Annotated in this window: 15 protein-coding genes; 4 read left to right on the top strand and 11 right to left on the bottom strand. The window is 73.6% G+C overall.

Annotation, left to right across the window (positions count from 1 at the left end; genetic code table 11):
• Nucleotides 1-43: 43 nt before the first annotated feature.
• Nucleotides 44-769, bottom strand: a complete 726-nt coding sequence (locus tag ACIHEJ_RS17225) for an RDD family protein (RefSeq protein ID WP_400135887.1) — start codon at nucleotides 767-769, stop codon at nucleotides 44-46.
• A gap of 75 nt (nucleotides 770-844) precedes the next feature.
• The gene (locus ACIHEJ_RS17230) at nucleotides 845-2,617 is read right to left on the bottom strand and encodes an RDD family protein (protein WP_400135890.1); all 1,773 of its coding nucleotides are present in this window, start codon (nucleotides 2,615-2,617) and stop codon (nucleotides 845-847) included.
• A gap of 243 nt (nucleotides 2,618-2,860) precedes the next feature.
• Between ACIHEJ_RS17230 and ACIHEJ_RS17235 the strand changes: the two genes are divergently transcribed.
• Nucleotides 2,861-3,274 carry an SsgA family sporulation/cell division regulator gene (locus tag ACIHEJ_RS17235; protein WP_400135893.1) on the top strand — a complete coding sequence of 138 codons (414 nt, stop codon included), beginning with the start codon at nucleotides 2,861-2,863 and terminating at the stop codon, nucleotides 3,272-3,274.
• Nucleotides 3,275-3,285: 11 nt separating this feature from the next.
• On the opposite strand, the gene ACIHEJ_RS17240 is transcribed toward ACIHEJ_RS17235, so the two are convergent.
• Nucleotides 3,286-4,692, bottom strand: coding sequence for an FAD-binding oxidoreductase (locus ACIHEJ_RS17240; protein ID WP_400135895.1), 1,407 nt, complete (start codon nucleotides 4,690-4,692; stop codon nucleotides 3,286-3,288).
• 92 nt (nucleotides 4,693-4,784) lie between these two features.
• On the opposite strand from ACIHEJ_RS17240, the gene ACIHEJ_RS17245 reads away from it, so the two are divergent.
• A complete protein-coding gene (locus ACIHEJ_RS17245; RefSeq protein WP_400135898.1) occupies nucleotides 4,785-6,251 on the top strand; it encodes a tetratricopeptide repeat protein in 1,467 nt (488 codons plus the stop codon).
• Nucleotides 6,252-6,260: 9 nt separating this feature from the next.
• Here the strand turns inward: ACIHEJ_RS17245 and hppD are convergent, their stop codons facing one another.
• Complete coding sequence (hppD, locus tag ACIHEJ_RS17250) at nucleotides 6,261-7,406, bottom strand: 4-hydroxyphenylpyruvate dioxygenase (RefSeq protein WP_400135901.1); 1,146 nt, start codon at nucleotides 7,404-7,406, stop codon at nucleotides 6,261-6,263.
• A 121-nt stretch (nucleotides 7,407-7,527) separates the two neighbouring features.
• Here hppD and ACIHEJ_RS17255 point away from each other — a divergent pair, with 121 nt between their 5' ends.
• Entirely contained in the window at nucleotides 7,528-8,025 is a 498-nt protein-coding gene (locus ACIHEJ_RS17255; protein ID WP_400135904.1) for an Lrp/AsnC family transcriptional regulator, read from the top strand.
• Here the strand turns inward: ACIHEJ_RS17255 and ACIHEJ_RS17260 are convergent.
• The 3 genes from ACIHEJ_RS17260 to ACIHEJ_RS17270 all read right to left on the bottom strand — a co-directional run bounded on the left by ACIHEJ_RS17260 (nucleotide 8,022) and on the right by ACIHEJ_RS17270 (nucleotide 10,746).
• The gene (locus ACIHEJ_RS17260) at nucleotides 8,022-8,813 is read right to left on the bottom strand and encodes a S16 family serine protease (RefSeq protein WP_400135907.1); all 792 of its coding nucleotides are present in this window, start codon (nucleotides 8,811-8,813) and stop codon (nucleotides 8,022-8,024) included. The two genes, ACIHEJ_RS17255 and ACIHEJ_RS17260, sit on opposite strands and share 4 nt — an antisense overlap.
• A gap of 71 nt (nucleotides 8,814-8,884) precedes the next feature.
• Nucleotides 8,885-9,994, bottom strand: coding sequence for an o-succinylbenzoate synthase (menC, locus tag ACIHEJ_RS17265; protein WP_400135909.1), 1,110 nt, complete (start codon nucleotides 9,992-9,994; stop codon nucleotides 8,885-8,887).
• On the bottom strand, nucleotides 9,991-10,746 hold the full coding sequence (locus ACIHEJ_RS17270; RefSeq protein ID WP_400135911.1) for a chorismate synthase: 756 nt from the start codon (nucleotides 10,744-10,746) through the stop codon (nucleotides 9,991-9,993). The genes menC and ACIHEJ_RS17270 overlap by 4 nt, the downstream gene beginning before the upstream one ends.
• A 100-nt stretch (nucleotides 10,747-10,846) precedes the next feature.
• Here ACIHEJ_RS17270 and ACIHEJ_RS17275 point away from each other — a divergent pair, with 100 nt between their 5' ends.
• Nucleotides 10,847-12,406: a PucR family transcriptional regulator gene (locus ACIHEJ_RS17275; RefSeq protein WP_400135914.1), complete on the top strand. Its 1,560-nt coding sequence runs from the start codon at nucleotides 10,847-10,849 to the stop codon at nucleotides 12,404-12,406.
• On the opposite strand, the gene dapE is transcribed toward ACIHEJ_RS17275, so the two are convergent.
• The 4 genes from dapE to ACIHEJ_RS17295 form a co-directional block, all read right to left on the bottom strand.
• Entirely contained in the window at nucleotides 12,387-13,439 is a 1,053-nt protein-coding gene (dapE, locus tag ACIHEJ_RS17280) for a succinyl-diaminopimelate desuccinylase (RefSeq protein ID WP_400135916.1), read from the bottom strand. The genes ACIHEJ_RS17275 and dapE overlap by 20 nt on opposite strands.
• On the bottom strand, nucleotides 13,436-14,887 hold the full coding sequence (locus ACIHEJ_RS17285) for an amino acid permease (RefSeq protein WP_400135919.1): 1,452 nt from the start codon (nucleotides 14,885-14,887) through the stop codon (nucleotides 13,436-13,438). The genes dapE and ACIHEJ_RS17285 overlap by 4 nt, the downstream gene beginning before the upstream one ends.
• A gap of 195 nt (nucleotides 14,888-15,082) precedes the next feature.
• The gene (locus ACIHEJ_RS17290) at nucleotides 15,083-15,724 is read right to left on the bottom strand and encodes an IclR family transcriptional regulator (protein ID WP_191870603.1); all 642 of its coding nucleotides are present in this window, start codon (nucleotides 15,722-15,724) and stop codon (nucleotides 15,083-15,085) included.
• Nucleotides 15,725-16,059: 335 nt separating this feature from the next.
• Nucleotides 16,060-17,859, bottom strand: coding sequence for a DEAD/DEAH box helicase (locus tag ACIHEJ_RS17295; RefSeq protein WP_400135923.1), 1,800 nt, complete (start codon nucleotides 17,857-17,859; stop codon nucleotides 16,060-16,062).
• Nucleotides 17,860-18,008: the final 149 nt, after the last annotated feature.

Raw genomic sequence — 18,008 nt, forward strand, 5'->3', positions numbered from 1 at the left:
GCCGCTGCTCTGTGCCCGGTCGCGCTGTGCGCCCGGTCCCGCCTCAACCGGTGCTGACCACCACCGTCTTGGCCGCCTTGTCGTGCAGGCCCTGTTTGTACGGCTTGTCGAAGAAGCTCCAGCCACCACAGATCGCCGTCCAGATGCAGGCGCAGCAGAAGGCGAACGGCACCCAGAGCACCAGGGCGCGGTTGAGCGAGGTCTGGGTGGAGGGGGTCGCGCCGTTGTCCAGGTTGGCCACGCGCATGTGCAGCCACTTCTTGCCGAGGGTCTGACCCGTTCTGGCGATCAGGAAGGTGTCGTAGGCGACGTAGAGGACGGCGGCGACGACGGACTGCCAGATGGTGCCGGAGGTCTCGATCCTGTCGGTGTTCACGTTGTACTCGTGGGCACCGATCGGCCAGGTGACCAGCCAGACGACGATCCCGACGAGGATCATGTCGATGATGCGCGCGAGGGTGCGCTTGCCGCTGTCGGCGAGCGGGGGCATGCCGGCGAGCGGATCGGCGGGATAGCCGCCGGGGCCGGACGGGCCGCCACCGGGACCGTACGGGCCGCCTCCCCCGCCGTAGGGGCCGCCGCCGGGTGGCGGCGGGTGCTCGCCGCCGTAGGGGGGTGGCTGGCCACCGCCGGGCGGTGGGGGCTGCTGGGCGCCGCCGTACGGGGTGTCGTACGGCGAGCCCGACCCCTGGTCCGACGGGGGCCGCTTCCTCAGCGGGTCGTCTTCGGGGGGCTGCGGTCCGGAGCCGGGGGGCGGTTCGCTGCTCATGGCCCGAGTGGACCGCGAACGTCCCGGCTCCGCACCCGGCGGACGGCCGGACGGGGTACGGGGGGTGTCCCCGCGTCAGTCCGCGACGAAGGTGTGGGCCGCCTTGTCGTGCCAGCACTGGTGCCAGGGCCGGTCGAACAGGCACCACAGCACGCCCAGGATCCCGATGCCGAGCAGCCCGGGCACGCTGTAGACGAGCCAGCGGCGCAGCGCCGGGCCGAACGTCGGGGGCTCGTGCGCCTCGATGTCCCGCACCTGAAGACCGCACAGCTTCTTGCCGAGGGTGCGGCCCCACTTGACGGTCGGCAGCACCTCGTACAGGACGCCGCCGAGCAGCAGGACGGCGAGGACGATGCCGAGGCTCGTGCCGGTCGTGCCGTCGAGCAGCCAGACGGTGACCTCGCGGCCGGACAGCTTGGCCGCGTCGATCTTCTGCTGGACGTGGTCGACGGCCTTGATCCCGAGCGGTACGGCGGCGACGGCCGTCACGGCGCCCAGCACCAGGCTGTCGATCAGCCGGGCGGCGAACCGCTTGCCGAGTCCGGCCGGGCGGGCCGCTGCCCGGCGCCGCGCCGCCGCCTGGAACACGTCCTCCACCGGCGGCTTCCACGGCGCCACCGGCTGCTCCTCCGCCCCACCGGCCAGCTGGTGCACCTGCTGCGCCCAGGACGCCTGACCGCCACCGGGTCCGGCGGTCAGCGGGGTGGCGGGGGCAGCGGCCGGCCTCACCTGTTGAGGCCCCGCCTGCTGCGGCACCGAGGGGGCCGCGGCGGGGGGCTGGGCGGCGTGGGGTGTCTGCGGCCCGGAGGTGTCGGGGGCGTGCGGGGTCTGCGGGGGCTGGGCCGCGTGGGCCTGGGACGCCTGCGCGGCGGCTCGCTCGGCGGCAGCCTTCCCGGCGCTGAAACCGGGGCCGGCGGGCGCAGTGGAGTGTGCCGGGGATCCCGCGGCGGCCGAGGGCGCTCCGACGGGGCCCTGGACGCCGGGTGCGCCGAGGCCGGGGTCCCCTGGATGCGCCCCCTGCGCACCGCCCGACCCGCCGGCGCCCTGCGCGGGGCCCGCACCGGGATGCCCGCCGGCGGCCTGATGCTGCGTGGGGACGGGCGCCCCGGAACCGGGGCCGCCCGCGGGGTCGGCGCCGGGCGAACCGAGACCCGCGCGGCCGGGGTCGTGCGCGCCGAACCCGGCACCGCCACCGGCTCCCTGGCCCGACGCCTGCGGTCCGAAGTCCGCGCCGCCGGGTGCGTGGCCCGCGTTCCCGTCCGCGCCCGGGGTGCCCGGTCCGCCGGCCGGTGTCCGCGGACCCGGCCGGCCCTGGCCGGGGACCGGGCGGAACGTCATCGTGCCCTCGTCCCTGACCGCCGCCGGGCCCGGGACCGGGCGGCGGAAGATGAAGGTGCCGCCGGGGTCCGGGGTGTCGTCGTCCGCCGGCGGGACCGGTGCCGTGCCGTCGGCACGGTGGGCGTGGCCGGCCGGCCCGGCCGGTCCGTCGGCGGGCAGACGCGGGTCGGTGCCCCAGGCGGCCCGGCCGTCGGCGTCACCGGCACCGGATCCGCCGGGCTGCGGGCCGCCGGTGCCCGCGTGCCCCGCGCTCCCCTGCCCGTCGGCGCCCCAGGCAGGGGAGCGCGGGTCCTCGTCGAAGAAGTGCGGGCCGGTCTCCTCCACGGCCGGGGCGGCCGGGCGGACGCCGGGCGGCGGGGTGAGCGGCTCGCCGTCCTGGGGCGCCGGGCGGCTGGTGCCGGGCACCCAGGAGGCGCCGTTCCAGTACCGGACGTAGCCGGGGATGGACGGGTCCGGGTAGTAGCCCTCGCGGGGCCTGTCGTCACCTGGGGCCGGGGTTGGGGCGCTCATGTCCGTCGTCCCGTATCTGCTCGGGGGTGGGATGGGGGGCTCCACATCTATCAGACGCGGGCATCCGCCACCGCCAGTCCCACCGGACCCGCCCCTTTCCGGGCAACGCCGTACCCACTCGCGCGGTTCCGCGAAAAAAAATGCCACCGAACCCGCGTAATGGCCGGGCCGCTGCCCTCTCTCCCCTGCTGCGGGCCCGTTCCGAGCGGCCCCGAGCAGACCCGAGGAGAGAGGACACACGTCATGCATCACACCGTGGTGGAGCGGGAGCTGGAGTTGCGGCTGATCCTGTCGCCCGAGCGGAGCATCCCGGTCCCGGCCCGGCTCGACTACCGCTCCGACGACCCGTACGCCGTCCACATCGTCTTCCACACCGACTCCGAACAGCCCGTCCACTGGACGTTCGCCCGTGAGCTGCTGGTGGAGGGGGTGTTCCGGCCGTGCGGGAACGGGGACGTACGGGTGTGGCCGACGAAGGTCGACGGGCGCGGTGTCGTTCTCGTCTCGCTGAGTTCACCGGACGGGGAGGCGCTGCTGGAGGCGCCGCTCCCGCAGGTGTCGGCCTGGCTGGAGCGGACGCTGCGGGCGGTGCCGCCGGGCGCCGAGGGCGGGCGGCTGGGCATCGACGACGCGCTCGACCAGCTGCTCGCCCGGTGACCGGCGCGGGCTCAGAGGACCTTGCCCGGGTTGAGGAGGCCCAGCGGGTCGAAGGCGTGCTTCACGGCCCGCTGCATCTCCACCCCGACCGGGCCGATCTCCCGGGCCAGCCACTCCTTCTTCAGGACACCGACGCCGTGCTCGCCGGTGATGGTGCCGCCCAGCTCCAGGCCGAGGGCCATGATCTCGTCGAAGGACTCCCGGGCCCGCCGGGACTCGTCCTCGTCCTGGGCGTCGAAGCAGACGGTGGGGTGCGTGTTGCCGTCACCGGCGTGTGCGCAGACGCCGATGGTCAGGTCGTACTTCTCGGCGATCCGCTCCACGCCGTCGAGCATCGCGCCGAGCCTCGACCGGGGCACGCACACGTCGTCGATCATCGTCGTGCCCTTGACCGCCTCCAGCGCGGTCAGCGAGAGCCGCCGGGCCTGGAGGAGGAGTTCGGACTCGGCCGCGTCCTCGGCCGGCACGACCCCGGTGGCGCCGGCCGCCTCGCACAGGGCGCCGACAGCGGCGAGGTCGGCGGCGGGGGCCGGGGTGTCGAAGGCGGCCAGCAGCAGCGCCTCGGTGGTCTCGGGCAGACCCATGTGGGCGAGGTCGTTGACCGCCTTGACAGTCGTACGGTCCATCAGTTCGAGGAGGGACGGCAGATGACCGCCCTCCATGATCCGGCAGACGGCGTCGCAGGCGGCCGTCGCGGACGGGAACTCGGCGGCGAGCACCAGCTGCTGCGGCGGCTTGGGCTTCAGCGCGAGGACCGCGCGGACGACGATGCCCAGGGACCCCTCGGAGCCGACGAACAGCCGGGTGAGGTCATAGCCCGCGACGCCCTTCGCGGTGCGGCGCCCGGTGGACAGCAGGCGGCCGTCGGCGAGGACGACGTCCAGGCCGAGGACGTACTCGGCGGTGACGCCGTACTTCACACAGCACAGGCCGCCCGAGCCGGTGCCGATGTTGCCGCCGATCGTGCACATCTCCCAGCTGGAGGGGTCCGGCGGGTAGTACAGGCCGTGTGCCTCGACCGCGCGGGAGAGGGCCGCGTTGATCACGCCCGGTTCGACCACGGCGATCCGGTCGACGGGGCTGATCTCCAGGATGCGGTCCATCTTGACCAGGGACAGCACGATGCAGCCGTCCGTGGCGTTCGCGGCGCCGGACAGGCCGGAGCGGGCGCCCTGCGGGACGACGGGGACGCGTAGTTCGGTGGCGGTGCGCATGACGTGCTGCACCTCCTCCACCGTACGCGGCAGGACGACCACGGCCGGGGCGCCGGCCGGGCAGAAGCTGGCCATGTCGTGGGCGTAGGAAGCGGTGACGTCGGGGTCGATGAGGACGGCCTCGGCGGGCAGGCCGGCCAGGAGCCGGTCGGTGAGGTTGCTGGTTGCCTCGTCGCAAGGCGCTTCGATGCGGCTCATGATCACAGGGTCGCACTCGCGGCCATCGGTGTGAACCCCGTGCGTCCTCCGCTTGGGCCGCCCGGATCAGCTCGTCGTATTGACGCACAGTGAGCGGCATGGACAACCGACTGAGCGCGCCCGGTACGTCCCTGCTGGCCGAGCCGCCCGCCCCGCGCCGCTCCCGGCGGTGGCTGCGGCGGGTGCTGGTCGCCGCGCTGGCGGGCGGTGTCGCCGCCGGCACGGTGCTGACGCTGCTGCCCGAGGAGCCGCCGCGGCGGTCCCGGGTGGTCAGGCCGCCCGCCCCCGGACCGCGGGCGCCGGCGGTCCCGGCGGCGCTGACCGCCGGGGTGCCGGTCGCGCTGCCCCAGCTGACGGCGCTCATCGGGCAGCAGGAGCAGCGGGTGCGGGAGCGGCCCGCGGACGCGCGGGCCTGGGCCGTGCTGGGGACCGCCTATGTGGAGCGGGGGCGCGGGACGGCCGACGCCACCGACTTCCCGCGGGCCGAGCGGGCGCTGCGCACCTCGCTGCAGGTGTGGGGTGCGGCGAGCACCGAGGCGCTGGACGGGTTGACCGCGCTGGCGCTGGCGCGCCGGGACTTCGCGGAGGCGAAACGGTACGGCGAGGAGGCGCTGAAGCTCACGCCCCGGCGCTGGTCGGCGTATCCGCAGCTGATCGACGCCTACACCGGGCTCGGTGACTACGAGGCGGTCCGGCGGTCCCTGGACAAGCTGATGGCGCTGCACACCGACGCGGCGGTGCGGCCGGCCGTGATGGCGCAGGCCTCGGCCGTGTACCGGGACCGGGGCTGGCGTGAGGACGCGGTGGCCCAGCTGACGGATGCGGCGGCCGGCGCCCGCACCCCGGGCGAGCAGGCGGCCTACCTGGCCGGGCTCGGGCAGCTGGCCTGGGAGCGCGGGGACCTGCAGGACGCGCTGCGGCACTTCGAGGCGGCCCTGCGCCTCGACCCCGACCAGCGGGAGGCACCGGTGGGGCGGGCGCGGGTGCTGGCGGCGCTGGGCCGCACGGCACAGGCGCTCACCGCCTATCAGACGGCCCTGGCCAAGCAGCCGAACCCGCGGTACACGCTGGAGCTGGGCGAGCTGTGGGAGTCACTGGGGCAGGACCGGCTCGCGGCCACGCAGTACACGCAGGTCAGGACGCAGGTGCGGCGGGAGGGGGAGGGCGGGGTCGACGACGAGCTGCTGATGGGTCAGTACGAGGCGGACCACGGGGACCCGGTGGAGGCCGTGGAGCGGTTGCGGGACGAGTGGGACCGCCAGCCGGGGATCGAGGTGGCCGACGCGCTCGGCTGGGCGCTGCACCGGGCCGGTGAGGACGACGAGGCGCTGGACTACGCCTTGATCGCCACGGACAAGACGAAGGGGGGCGGGGTGCGCAGCGCCCTGTACGCCTTCCACCGGGGCATGATCGAGGGCGAGCTGGAGGAGTACGGGCCCGCCCGCAGGCATCTGCAGGAGGCGCTGCGCATCAACCCGTACTTCTCGCCCCTCATGGCCCCGCAGGCGCAGGCGGCGCTGCGCTCGCTGGGCGACGTGCCGGACGCACCGCCGCCCAGCGAGTAGGGCCTGGCGCTACAGGTTGCCGCGCTTGGCCTGCTCGCGCTCGATCGCCTCGAACAGGGCCTTGAAGTTGCCCTTGCCGAAGCCCATCGAGCCGTGCCGCTCGATGATCTCGAAGAAGACGGTCGGCCGGTCCTGGACGGGCTTGGTGAAGATCTGCAGCAGGTAGCCGTCCTCGTCGCGGTCGGCGAGGATCTTCAGCTCGCGCAGGGTCTCGACGGGCACGCGGGTGTCGCCGACCCACTCGCCGAGGGTGTCGTAGTAGGAGTCGGGGGTGTTGAGGAACTCGACGCCGGCCGCGCGCATGGTGCGGACGGTCTGCACGATGTCGTTGGTGTTCAGCGCGACGTGCTGGACGCCGGGACCGCCGTAGAACTCCAGGTACTCGTCGATCTGCGACTTCTTCTTGGCGATCGCGGGCTCGTTGAGCGGGAACTTCACCTTGAGGGTGCCGTCCGCGACGACCTTCGACATCAGGGCGCTGTACTCGGTGGCGATGTCGTCGCCCACGAACTCCTTCATGTTCGTGAAGCCCAGGACGTTGTTGTAGAACGCGACCCACTCGTCCATCTTGCCGAGCTCGACGTTGCCGACGCAGTGGTCGATCGCCTGGAAGGTGCGCTGGGCGGGCGGCTCGACCATCGGCCGGGCGGCGACGAAGCCGGGGAGGTAGGGGCCGTCGTAGCCGGAGCGGTCGACCAGGGTGTGGCGGGTCTCGCCGTAGGTGGCGATGGCGGCGAGGACGACGGTGCCGTGCTCGTCCTTCATCTCGTACGGCTCGGCGACGCTCGTCGCGCCCTGCTCGATGGCGTGGGCGTAGGCGGCGCGGGCGTCCGGGACCTCGATGGCGAGGTCGATGACGCCGTCGCCGTGGTCGGCCACGTGCTGGGCGAGGAAGTGGCCCCAGGTGGTGCTCGGCTTGATCACCGAGGTGAGGACGAAACGGGCGGAGCCGTTCTCGAGCACGTAACTGGCGGTCTCGCGGCTGCCGTTCTCCGGTCCGGAGTAGGCGACGAGCTTCATGCCGAAGGCGGTGGAGTAGTAGTGCGCCGCCTGCTTGGCGTTGCCCACGGCGAAGACGACCGCGTCCATTCCCTTGACCGGGAAGGGGTCGGCCTGCCGGGCGGTGTCGGGAGTGTGGTGTGTGGTCTGCGTCATAGCGGAAGGGTGGCCCCGCTCTGCAAGGTGCGCAATAGTTCGCGTATTCACTGGGCAATCCGACCAGTGGTACGACCGTGTCGGCTGCCTTTGTGTACAGGATGACCATCTCGGGGGTCCCATGGCGATCGATCATCTGGACGGGCGCGTCATCGTGCTGCTGGCCCAGGAGCCGCGCATCGGTGTGCTGGAGATGTCCCGGCGGCTGGGGGTCGCGCGGGGCACGGTGCAGGCGCGGCTCGACCGGCTCCAGTCGAACGGGGTCATCCGCGGGTTCGGCCCCCAGGTGGATCCGGCGGCCCTCGGCTATCCGGTGACCGCGTTCGCGACGCTGCAGATCCGGCAGGGCCAGGGGACCGACGTCCGGGCGCACCTGTCGACCGTGCCGGAGGTGCTGGAGCTGCTCACGACCACCGGCAGCGGGGACATGCTGTGCCGGCTGGTGGCCCGCTCGAACGCCGATCTGCAACGGGTGATCGACCGGGTCGTCGGTTTCGACGGCATCGTCCGCGCCTCCACCACGATCGTCATGGAGAACCCTGTCCCGCTGCGGATCATCCCCCTGGTGGAACAGGCGGCGGCCGAGGGCCGGAACCGGGACGGACGGGGCAGGAACTAGCAGCTCGGGACCGAGTCCTTGTGCTTCTCCAGGGCCACCAGGGAGTCGACCGCGCTCTTCAGCGTGGTCACCGGGACCAGGCGCAGGCCCTTCGGGAGTTCGGCCTCGGCGTCGGCGCACTCCGCCTTCGGCACCAGGAAGACGGTGGCCCCGTCCCGCCGCGCGGCCTGGGTCTTCAGGGCGACCCCACCGACCGCGCCGACCTTGCCGGAGGCGTCGATCGTGCCCGTGCCGGCGATGGTGCGGCCTCCCGTGAGGTCGCCACCGTTGCCGTCGCCGTCCAGCTTGTCGATGATCCCCAGGGTGAACAGCAGCCCCGCGCTCGGGCCGCCCACGTCCGCGAGCTTCAGCCTGACCTTGACCTTGTCGGCACTGAGGTGCAGGTACTTCAGCGCCGCCTGGGTCGCCGCGTCCTGGGACTGCTGCATCTGCGCCTGGTTGTGCTGCTCGATCTCCTTGACGGTGTCACCGCTCGGGTAGACGGCGTCGCGGGGCATGACGGCCCGGTCGGTGCGGAACCAGTTGCCGATCACGTCGCCGAGGGAGATCCGGGCGTCCGGGCCGGTCGCCACGATCGTGACCATCCGCAGCTGTCCGCCGGTCCTGCGGACCGGCGCGCCGGCGACGGTGATCACCGGGGTGCCCTTGTTCTCCCCGAGCACGTTCGCCGTCGACCCGGGCTGCGCCAGCGTGAAGGGCAGCGGCGCGAACGCCGCCGTGGCGATCAGGGCCACGACGGGTACGGCGCAGACGGCGAGGGCCCGGGGGCGCGTGAGACGTGAGAGCACGGGATCAATCTAACGCGACACCCCGTGCGCCCCTCGTGCCGCGTAGCCACGTGGCCCGTACAGGTCCCAGGTCACGCCCGGTACAGGTCCCGGCGCTCCCTGGTGAACCGGCGCAGCGCCTCCGGGAGCGGCTCGATGCCGATGCCGGGGCCCGTCGGGACCGGAAGGTGGCCGTCCTGGAGGACGAACGGCTCGGTGATGTCCTCGGCGAAGTAGCGGGAGGAGGCGGAAGTGTCGCCGGGGAGGGTGCAGCCGGGCAGCGCCGCCAGCGCCAGGTTCGGGGCGCGGCCGATGCCCGTCTCCAGCATGCCGCCGCACCACACCGGGACGCCGTGCGCGTGGGCCACGTCGTGCACCCGGCGGGCCTCCAGGTAGCCGCCGACCCGGGCGGGCTTGACGTTCACCACCCGGCAGGCGTCCATCGCGATCGCGGAGGCGGTGTCCCGGGCGTGGTGCAGGGACTCGTCCAGGCAGAGGGGGGTGCGCAGGCGCTGCTGCAGCCGGGCGTGGGCGTGCAGGTTGTTCTCCTCCAGCGGCTCCTCGATCAGCAGCAGCCCGAAGTCGTCCAGCCGCCGCAGGTGCTCGGCGTCCGCGAGGGTGTAGGCGGTGTTGGCGTCGACCTGGAGGGGCAGCGCCCCGCCGAAGCGCTCGCGGACCGCCCGCACCGGCTCGACGTCCCAGCCGGGCTCGATCTTCAGCTTGATCCGGACATAGCCCTCGGCGAGGTAGCGCTCGACGTCGTCCAGCAGCTCCGGGACGGAGTTCTTGATGCCGACCGACACCCCCGCGGGCACCCGGTCCCGCACCGAGCCCAGGTAGGTCGCGAGCGGCAGGCCGTACGCCCGCAGCTCGGCGTCCAGGACGGCCGTCTCCAGGGCCGCCTTGGCCAGCTCGTGCCCCTTGACCCCGGCCGTCGCCGGGGCCAGGGCGGCGGTGGTGAGGCGGGGCAGGGCCGCCACGCGCGGGATCAGGAAGTCGCGCAGCACGATCTCGGCGCCGGCCACGAACTCCGAGCAGTACAGCGGCTCCGGGTCGGCCGCGAACTCCGACCAGCCCTCGGCCTCGTCCGTCACGACGTGCAGCAGGAAGGTGTCCTTCGCCGTCATCGTGCCGAAGGAGGTGCGGAAAGCGGTGACCAGCGGGATCGCGACGTGCACGATCTCGACGCGCTCGAGCTTCACGCGGCCGCCCCCGCCCGGGTCAGCGTGTACCAGCCGTCGCGGGACATCCCGGTGGCCCGGAACCCGTCCGCGCAGGCCGTCAGGAACACCTCGCGCACCGCGTGCCGCCAGCGCAGCGCCTGGCCGGGGTCGATGGCTCGCAGCTCGACGATGTCGTCGGGGACGCGGCACCACAGGTACCGGTCGGCGAGGTCGCGCCGGACGAGCGGACCGCCGTCGGGGGCGAGCCGGGTCACCGGTCCGTGGCTCTCCGGCGCCGACGGGATGCGGGCCGCATCGAGCTGCCAGGTCACGGTCAGCCGGTCGCTCTCGTCCCCGTCGTTCACGCCGTCGGTCATGGGGCCGTAGAAGTCGACCAGGTACTCCGTGCCGACGGCTCCCAGCTTGACCAGGTTGAAGCGGGCGTTGCGGCCGACCAGGGGGTCGAAGGTCCAGCGCATGGTGCGGGCGCCCAGCGCCACGGCCCAGTCCCGCTGGGCCAGCTTCACGGCGTGCCCGAGACCCCGCTCCGCGGCGGCCACCAGTGAGTACGTGCTCCGCTCGGGGCCGAGGACGGCGACGGACGCGCCGGCGAGCCGCTGCCCGTCGTACGCGGCGTGCACGGCGCCGCCGGCGTGCACCAGGCTGTGCAGGACCTCGGCCGGGTACGGCGGGGCGGTGCGGGGCGTCTGCCAGACGTCACTGAAGTGGTCGGCCACGGCCGCGAGGGAGGCCACGTCGTGGACGGTGCGGATGGTGACTCCTGCTGTCATGGCACGAGTCTCGAAGGAGTCGGCCCGCCGTGTGTTGTGCGAGCGGCCAAGGCATGCGTACGTTCGTTTCACCATCCGCCAACAGCCTTCGGGGGCCCTCATGGACGCCTGCACCCTCGGCGACCTCCTCGACGTCGTCGGCGGCCCCGCCCTGCGGCTGCACACCGCGCCCGCCGGGCAGGCCGTGCCGGTCACCGAGGTGGTGCTGCACGACGGCCGCACCCCGCTCCCCCGCACGCCGGGCGCGCTGCTGCTGGCGGTCGGGGTGCCGGCGGACCGAGCGGGGCCGCTGCTGCGGGCCGCGGCCGAGGCCGGGATGACCGGAGTGGTGGTGCGCGGCGCGGACGGCCCGGAGGAGGCGGCCCAGGCGCACGGCGTGGCCCTGCTGTCCGTCGCCGAGGACGCCGCCTGGCACCACGTGCACCTGCTGCTGGCCTCGGCCGTCGCGGCCGGACCCGCCGCCGCCTCGGCCTCCGCCGACACCGGGCTCGGCGACCTGTTCGCGCTGGCCGACGCGATCGCGACGGCGACCGGCGGGGCCACCGCCATCGAGGACCCGCGGCAGCGGATCCTCGCCTACTCGACCGTCTCCGGACAGCCGGTGGACGAGGACCGCCGGCAGAGCATCCTCGGCCGTCAGGTGCCGGCCAGCGCGGAGAACACCGAGCAGTACCGGCGGCTCTTCGCCGCCGACCGCCCGCTGCGGCTGCCCGCGCTGTCCGGCGCGGACCTGCCCCGGCTGGCGATGCCGGTGCGGGCCGGCGGGGAGACGCTCGGCTCGGTGTGGGTGATCGACAGCGACACGCTCGCCCCCGACGCCGAGGAGACCCTCGCCCAGGGCGCCTCCACGGCCGCGCTCCTGCTGCTGCGGGCGCGGGCGGCACGGGAGCTGGCCCGGCACCGGGGCAGCGACCTGCTGCGCCGGCTGCTGGACGGCACGGCGCCGGACGCGCCGACGGCCGCCGCCCGCCTGGGTGTCGACGGCCCGGCCCGGGTCGCGGCCTTCGTGCTCGACTCCGCCGCGAGCGTCCCGGACGCCGAACGCACGGCGCTGCGCCTGCTGGACGTCGTACGCCTGCAGTGCGAGGCGCGCTACGGCCGGCACGCCGGCGTGCTCGTGGACGGGGTGGTGTACGCGGTGCTGCCCGGGCCCGGGGAGCGGCACCGCCGGCTCGCCGAGGACATCGTGGCGCGGGCCGGGCAGGCGCTGCGGGTGCCGGTGCGGGCGGCGCTCGGCGAATCGGTGCCGGGCGCGGACGGCCTCGCGGACTCCCGGGCGGACGCCGACCTGGTGCTGCGGGTGCTGGACGCGGAGCTTCCGGTGGCCACGGTGGACGAGGTACGGGCGCGGGTGATCCTGCTCCGGCTCGGTGAAGTCATGGGCGGGCGGAGGGAGTTGAGTGCGGGCGCCTGGCGTCGGGTGCTGGCGTACGACGCCGGGCACGGCACGGAGTACGCCCGCACGCTGGTCAGCTGGTTCGACGCGGGCTGCGACGTAGCGGGCGCGGCGAAGCTCCTCGCCGTCCACCCCAACACCTGCCGCTACCGCCTCCGGCAGCTCCAGCAGCACGCCGGGGTCGACCTGGACGACCCCGACGAACGGCTGGTGCTGTGGCTCCAGTTGCGGACGCTGGCCGGGCTCAGCGCAGCCACGCCCTGAGCCCGGCCGCGCACCGCTCGAGGTGGTCCACGGGGACGTACTCCCCCGCCGTGTGGGCCAGGGAGGGATCGCCGGGGCCGTAGTTCAGCGCGGGCACGCCGAGCGCGGCGAACCGGGCCACGTCGGTCCAGCCCAGCTTGGGCCGGGGCGCGGCACCGAGAGCCGCCACGAGCCCGCCGATCCGGTCCAGGTGGGGCAGGGCACCGGGGACGACCTCGGTGACCCGGACGTCGTACTCGGGGAAGAGACCCCGCACGTACGCCTCCGCCTCCTGCGCCGAACGGCTCGGTGCGAAGCGGTGGTTGACGGTGACGCGGCACTCGTCGGGGACGACGTTCCCGGCGACCCCGGCCCGTACGGCGACGGCGCTCAGCCCCTCCCGGTACTCCAGCCCGTCGATCACGACGCGCTCGGGGGTGTGCTCGTCCAGGCGCTGGAGCACCCGGCCCGCCTTGTGGGCGGCGTTGACGCCCTTCCAGGCGCGGGCGGTGTGCGCACGGGCGCCCCCGACCACGATGTCGGCGGTGAGGATGCCCTGGCAGCCGGCCTCCACGCCCGCGTCGGAGGGCTCCATGAGGATCGCCAGGTCGGCCTCGAGCAGGTCGGGCCGCGCGGCGCCGATCCGGGCGAGCCCGTTGCGGTCCCCTTCCACCTCCTCGCACTCGTAGAAGACGAAGGTGAGGTCGCGGTCGGGCTCGTCGAGGCCGGCGGCCAGCCCGAGGGCGACGGCGACCCCGCCCTTCATGTCACAGGCGCCGAGCCCGTACACCCGGTCGTCGGCGAGCCGCGAGGGCAGGTTCCCGGCGGCCGGGACGGTGTCCAGGTGACCGGCGACGAGGGCGCGTTCCGGGCGGCCGAGACCGGTCCGGGCGACGACGGAGTGGCCGATCCGGTCGACGGTGAGGTGGGGCAGTGCGCGCAGGGCGGCCTCGACGGCGTCCGCGATCCGCCCCTCCCCTCCGCTCTCGGAGGGCAGGTCGACCAGGGCGCGGGTGAGGGTGACGAGGTCGGCGGTGAGGTCGAGGGTGCTCATGCGGGGTCCTGGGGCCGGTCGAGCTTGGAGTGCCGGATGCCGTAGAGGCCGTAGACGACGAGCCCGGCCGCCATCCACGCCCCGAACGCGATCCAGGTGTCGGTGCCCAGGCTGCCCAGCATGTAGACGCAGAAGGCGACGCCGAGGAGCGGGGTGACCGGGGAGAACGGAACCCGGAAGGAGCGGGGCGCGCCGGGGTCGCGCCGGCGCAGCAGGACGACCGCCAGGTTGACCAGCATGAACGCGAAGAGGGTGCCGATGCTGGTGGCGTCGGCGAGGCTGCCGAGCGGGACCAGCGCGGCGAGGACCGCGATGAACGTGGACACGATGACGGTGTTGGCGCGGGGCACACCGGTGCGCGGGTGGACGCGGGCGAACAGCGGCGGCATCAGGCCGTCCCGGGCCATGGCGAACAGGATGCGGATCTGCCCGTACTGCACGGTCAGCACCACGCTGGTGGTGGCGACGACGGCTCCGACGGACAGCAGGACCGGCCACAGGTCGCCGCCCCCGACGGACCGCACCAGCACCTCGCTCAGCGTCGCCTCCGTCCCCGCGAACTGCTTCCACGGCATCGCGCCGAGCGCGGCGACGGCGACGAGGACGTACAGGGCGGTGACGAGGACGAGGGACAGGATGATCGCGCGCGGCAGGTCCCGTTGCGGGTCGCGGGCCTCCTCGCCCGCCGTGGAGGCGGCGTCGAACCCGATGTACGAGAAGAAGAGCGAGGCCGCTCCCGCGCTCATCCCGGCGGCGCCGAGCGGGAAGAGGGGACGGAAGTTCCCGGCGCGGAAGGCGGTGAACGCGACCGCGCAGAACAACACCAGGGCGGCGATCTTGACGGTGACCATGAGGGTGTTGGCGACGGCGCTCTCCTTGGCTCCGCGCAGCAGCACCACCATGGCGAGGACGACGATGAGGGCGGCCGGGACGTTGAGGACGCCACCGGCACCGGGCGGGGCACTGAGCGAGTCGGGCAGGGAGACGCCCACCGTCAGCTGGAGCAGCTCATTGACGTACTGCCCCCATCCGACGGCCACGGCGGCCACGGACACCCCGTACTCCAGGATCAGACACCACCCGCAGACCCAGGCGACGAGCTCGCCGAGGGTGGCGTAGGCGTAGCTGTACGACGACCCCGAGCCGGGGATCATGCCGGCCAGCTCGGCGTACGACAGCGCGGAGAACAGGGCGGTGACACCGGCGAGCACGAAGGACAGGACGACGGCCGGCCCCGCCTGCGGCACGGCCTGCCCGAGCACCACGAAGATGCCGGTGCCGAGGGTGGCACCCACACTGAGCAACGTCAGCTGGGCCACCCCCATGGTCCGCTTGAGGGGACTCGCGGCAGCCTCCCCGACCAGCGCCCCGACGGCCTGCCGCCGCCCGAGCCGGGCCCACCTCGGTGTCCCCGCTCCGGCCTCCGGCCGGATGTCGACTCTCTCCATGCCACTGCTTCCCTCCGCCTGCGGGCTGGTAGGCCCTTGATGATGCGGAGGGGCGGGGCGAGGGTGGTGGGGCAATCGGCCAAAGGTCGACGGGCAGGGTTGGCCGCACGGCCAAAGGCGCGGGTCGGCCCGAGGGTGCCGGACAGCCGGACGGAGGGAGTGGCACCGCCGGGAGGAGTGGGCGGCCGAGCCCGCTCAGCGCAGGGCTTCCGCCACCTCGCGTGCCGCTTCCACCACGCGCGGCCCCACCCGCTCCGGGACGGAGTCCGCGAGCATCACCACTCCCACACTGCCCTCGACCCCGGTCACCCCGACCAGCGGCGCCGCGGCCCCACTGGCACCGGCCTCCAACTCCCCGTGCGTGAGCGTGTATCCGGGGTCGGCGGACGGTGCCTGCCGCGCGGCGAGAATCGCCCTGCCCGCGGCCCCCCGGTCCAACGGATGCCGGAATCCCGCCCGATACGCCACGTGGTAGTCCGTCCACGTCGGCTCGACCACCGCGACGGCCAACGCCTCGGTCCCGTCCACCAGCGTCAGGTGCGCCGTCGCCCCGATGTCCTCGGCCAGCGACCGCAGCGCCGGCAACGCGGCCTCCCGTACCAGCGGATGCACCTGCCGCCCGAGCCGCAGCACCCCGAGCCCGACCCGGGCTCGGCCGCCCAGATCACGTCGTACGAGCGCATGCTGCTCCAGCGTGGCGAGCAACCGGTACACCACGGTACGGTTCACGCCCAGTTTGGTGGACAACTCGGTGACGGTCAGCCCGTGGTCCGTGTCGGCCAGCAGCTTGAGGACACGCAGTCCCCGGTCGAGCGTCTGAGAGGTCTCCGCGGTCACGACGCCCACTCCTTCGGCGGTGAGGTCGGCGGATCCCTGAGCGATGAATGCGACACCGAGTCCCGTCGGCGACGCGCTTCAGAGGCCGCCGATCGGCAGGAAGGCCCGGCGGCTCCGGGCATGTCGCTTCACGGCTGCGCTCCGCGGCGGCGCTGCCACGGGGCGTGTGCGTAGCCGGACAGTAGCGAAGGCGGTTCGCTGAGCGGAAGCCTCCGTCCAGAATCCGGGCAAGGCCAGATCCGGCCTGCCTCAGTTCGTCCGGATACGAGCAGGGCCCAGGAATTGACACGCGCCACGTGCCGCGAGGGGGAAACGCTGTCGAACCCGGTGGAGCGTCACCGCATGCGCGTGGCCCACTCCTGCACCTTGGCGATGCGCTGTTCGAGCTGTCCCGGAGTGGCCTCCGCGCTGGGCGGACCGCCGCACACCCGCCGCAGCTCGGTGTGGATCACCCCGTGCGGCTTGCCGCTCTGGTGGACGTAGGCGCTCACGAGGGTGTTGAGCCGCTTGCGCAGCTCCATCATCTCCTTGTGGCTGACCACCGGCCGCCGCTCGGCCGGCAACTCCAGCAGGTCGGCCTCGCTGTCCGGCTTCTTCCTGCTGTGCGCGATCTGCCGGGCCTGCCGCTTCTGCAGCAGCAACTGCACCTGCTCGGGCTCCAGCAGACCGGGGATGCCGAGGTAGTCCTGCTCCTCCTCGCTGCCCGGGTGGGCCTGCATGCCGAACTCGGCGCCGTCGTAGAGCACCCGGTCGAAGACCGCCTCGGACTCCAGCGCCTCGAAGGAGAACTGCTCCTGCTCGCCGGTGTCCTCGTCCTGCTGCTTGTTCGCCTCCTCCATCTCCTTCTCGGATTCGGCGTACGGGTCCTCCTCGCCCTCCTTCTTCGGCTTGTCGAGGGCGTGGTCCCGCTCCTTCTCCATCTCGTTGGCGAAGGTCAGCAGGTCGGGCACGGTTGGCAGGAACACGGACGCGGTCTCGCCGCGGCGCCGCGACCGGACGAAGCGCCCGACGGCCTGGGCGAAGAACAGCGGGGTCGAAATGGTGGTCGCGTACACACCGACCGCGAGCCGCGGCACGTCGACGCCCTCGGACACCATGCGCACCGCGACCATCCACCGGTCGTTGCTCTCGCTGAAGTCGTCGATCCGCTTCGAGGCCCCGGCGTCGTCGGACAGCACGAGCGTGGCCTTCGTACCCGTGATCTCCCGGATCAGCTTGGCGTAGGCGCGGGCGGAGTCCTGGTCGGAGGCGATGACGAGGGCGCCGGCGTCCGGGATGGCCTTGCGGACCTCGGTCAGCCGCTGGTCGGCGGCGCGCAGCACGCTGGGCATCCACTCACCGCGCGGATCCAGCGCCGTACGCCACGCCTGGCTGACCGCGTCCTTGGTCATCGGCTCGCCGAGCCGGGCGGCGATCTCGTCACCGGCCTTGGTGCGCCAGCGCATGTTGCCGCTGTAGGAGAGGAAGATGACCGGGCGGACGACGTGGTCGGCGAGCGCGTTGCCGTACCCGTACGTGTAGTCGGCGGCGGACCGCCGGATGCCGGCGTTGTCCTCCTCGTAGGTCACGAAGGGGATGGGGTTGGTGTCGGACCGGAACGGCGTACCGGTCAGCGCGAGCCGGCGCGTGGCGGGCTCGAAGGCCTCCAGGCAGGCCTCGCCCCAGGACTTGGAGTCACCGGCGTGGTGGATCTCGTCGAGGATGACGAGGGTCTTGCGCTGCTCGACCCGGTTGCGGTGCAGCATCGGGCGCACGCCCACACCGGCGTAGGTGACGGCGACCCCGTCGTAGTCACGGCCGAGCGGCCCGGCGCTGTACTCCGGGTCGAGCTTGATCCCTATCCGCGCGGCCGCCTCCGCCCACTGCTTCTTCAGGTGCTCGGTCGGCGCGACCACGGTCACCTGCTGCACGACGTGGTGGTGCAGCAGCCAGGAGGCGAGCGTCAGCGCGAAGGTCGTCTTGCCGGCGCCGGGCGTGGCGACGGCGAGGAAGTCACGCGGCTGCTCCTGGATGTACTTCTCCATCGCCCCCTGCTGCCAGGCACGCAGCTTGCTGGCGGTACCCCAGGGGGCCCGGCCCGGGAAGGCGGGCGAGAGGTGGTGGGAGTGGGTGGAGGAAGCGGCGGTGGTAGTCACGGTCTCCGTGCATTGGGTCGGCGGCTACGTATGACAACCGGGCCACCCTACCGGCGGCGCACCCCCGTCAACGCCCGGACGAGGCCGGGTCACCCCCGGGTGGGACCCACGTCACAACCCCGTCGGTACGCAGGTGCGGCGAGCAGATC

The sequence above is a fragment of the Streptomyces sp. NPDC052301 genome (assembly GCF_044593395.1).
Classification (GTDB): domain Bacteria; phylum Actinomycetota; class Actinomycetes; order Streptomycetales; family Streptomycetaceae; genus Streptomyces.

Coding starts and splice junctions, on each gene's coding strand:
- ACIHEJ_RS17245 (WP_400135898.1), top strand. CDS start 4,785: ATGGACAACCGACTGAGCGCGCCCGGTACGTCCCTGCTGGCCGAGCCG.
- ACIHEJ_RS17225 (WP_400135887.1), bottom strand. CDS start 769: ATGAGCAGCGAACCGCCCCCCGGCTCCGGACCGCAGCCCCCCGAAGAC.
- ACIHEJ_RS17255 (WP_400135904.1), top strand. CDS start 7,528: ATGGCGATCGATCATCTGGACGGGCGCGTCATCGTGCTGCTGGCCCAG.
- dapE (WP_400135916.1), bottom strand. CDS start 13,439: ATGAGCACCCTCGACCTCACCGCCGACCTCGTCACCCTCACCCGCGCC.
- ACIHEJ_RS17285 (WP_400135919.1), bottom strand. CDS start 14,887: ATGGAGAGAGTCGACATCCGGCCGGAGGCCGGAGCGGGGACACCGAGG.
- ACIHEJ_RS17270 (WP_400135911.1), bottom strand. CDS start 10,746: ATGACAGCAGGAGTCACCATCCGCACCGTCCACGACGTGGCCTCCCTC.
- ACIHEJ_RS17235 (WP_400135893.1), top strand. CDS start 2,861: ATGCATCACACCGTGGTGGAGCGGGAGCTGGAGTTGCGGCTGATCCTG.
- hppD (WP_400135901.1), bottom strand. CDS start 7,406: ATGACGCAGACCACACACCACACTCCCGACACCGCCCGGCAGGCCGAC.
- ACIHEJ_RS17230 (WP_400135890.1), bottom strand. CDS start 2,617: ATGAGCGCCCCAACCCCGGCCCCAGGTGACGACAGGCCCCGCGAGGGC.
- ACIHEJ_RS17275 (WP_400135914.1), top strand. CDS start 10,847: ATGGACGCCTGCACCCTCGGCGACCTCCTCGACGTCGTCGGCGGCCCC.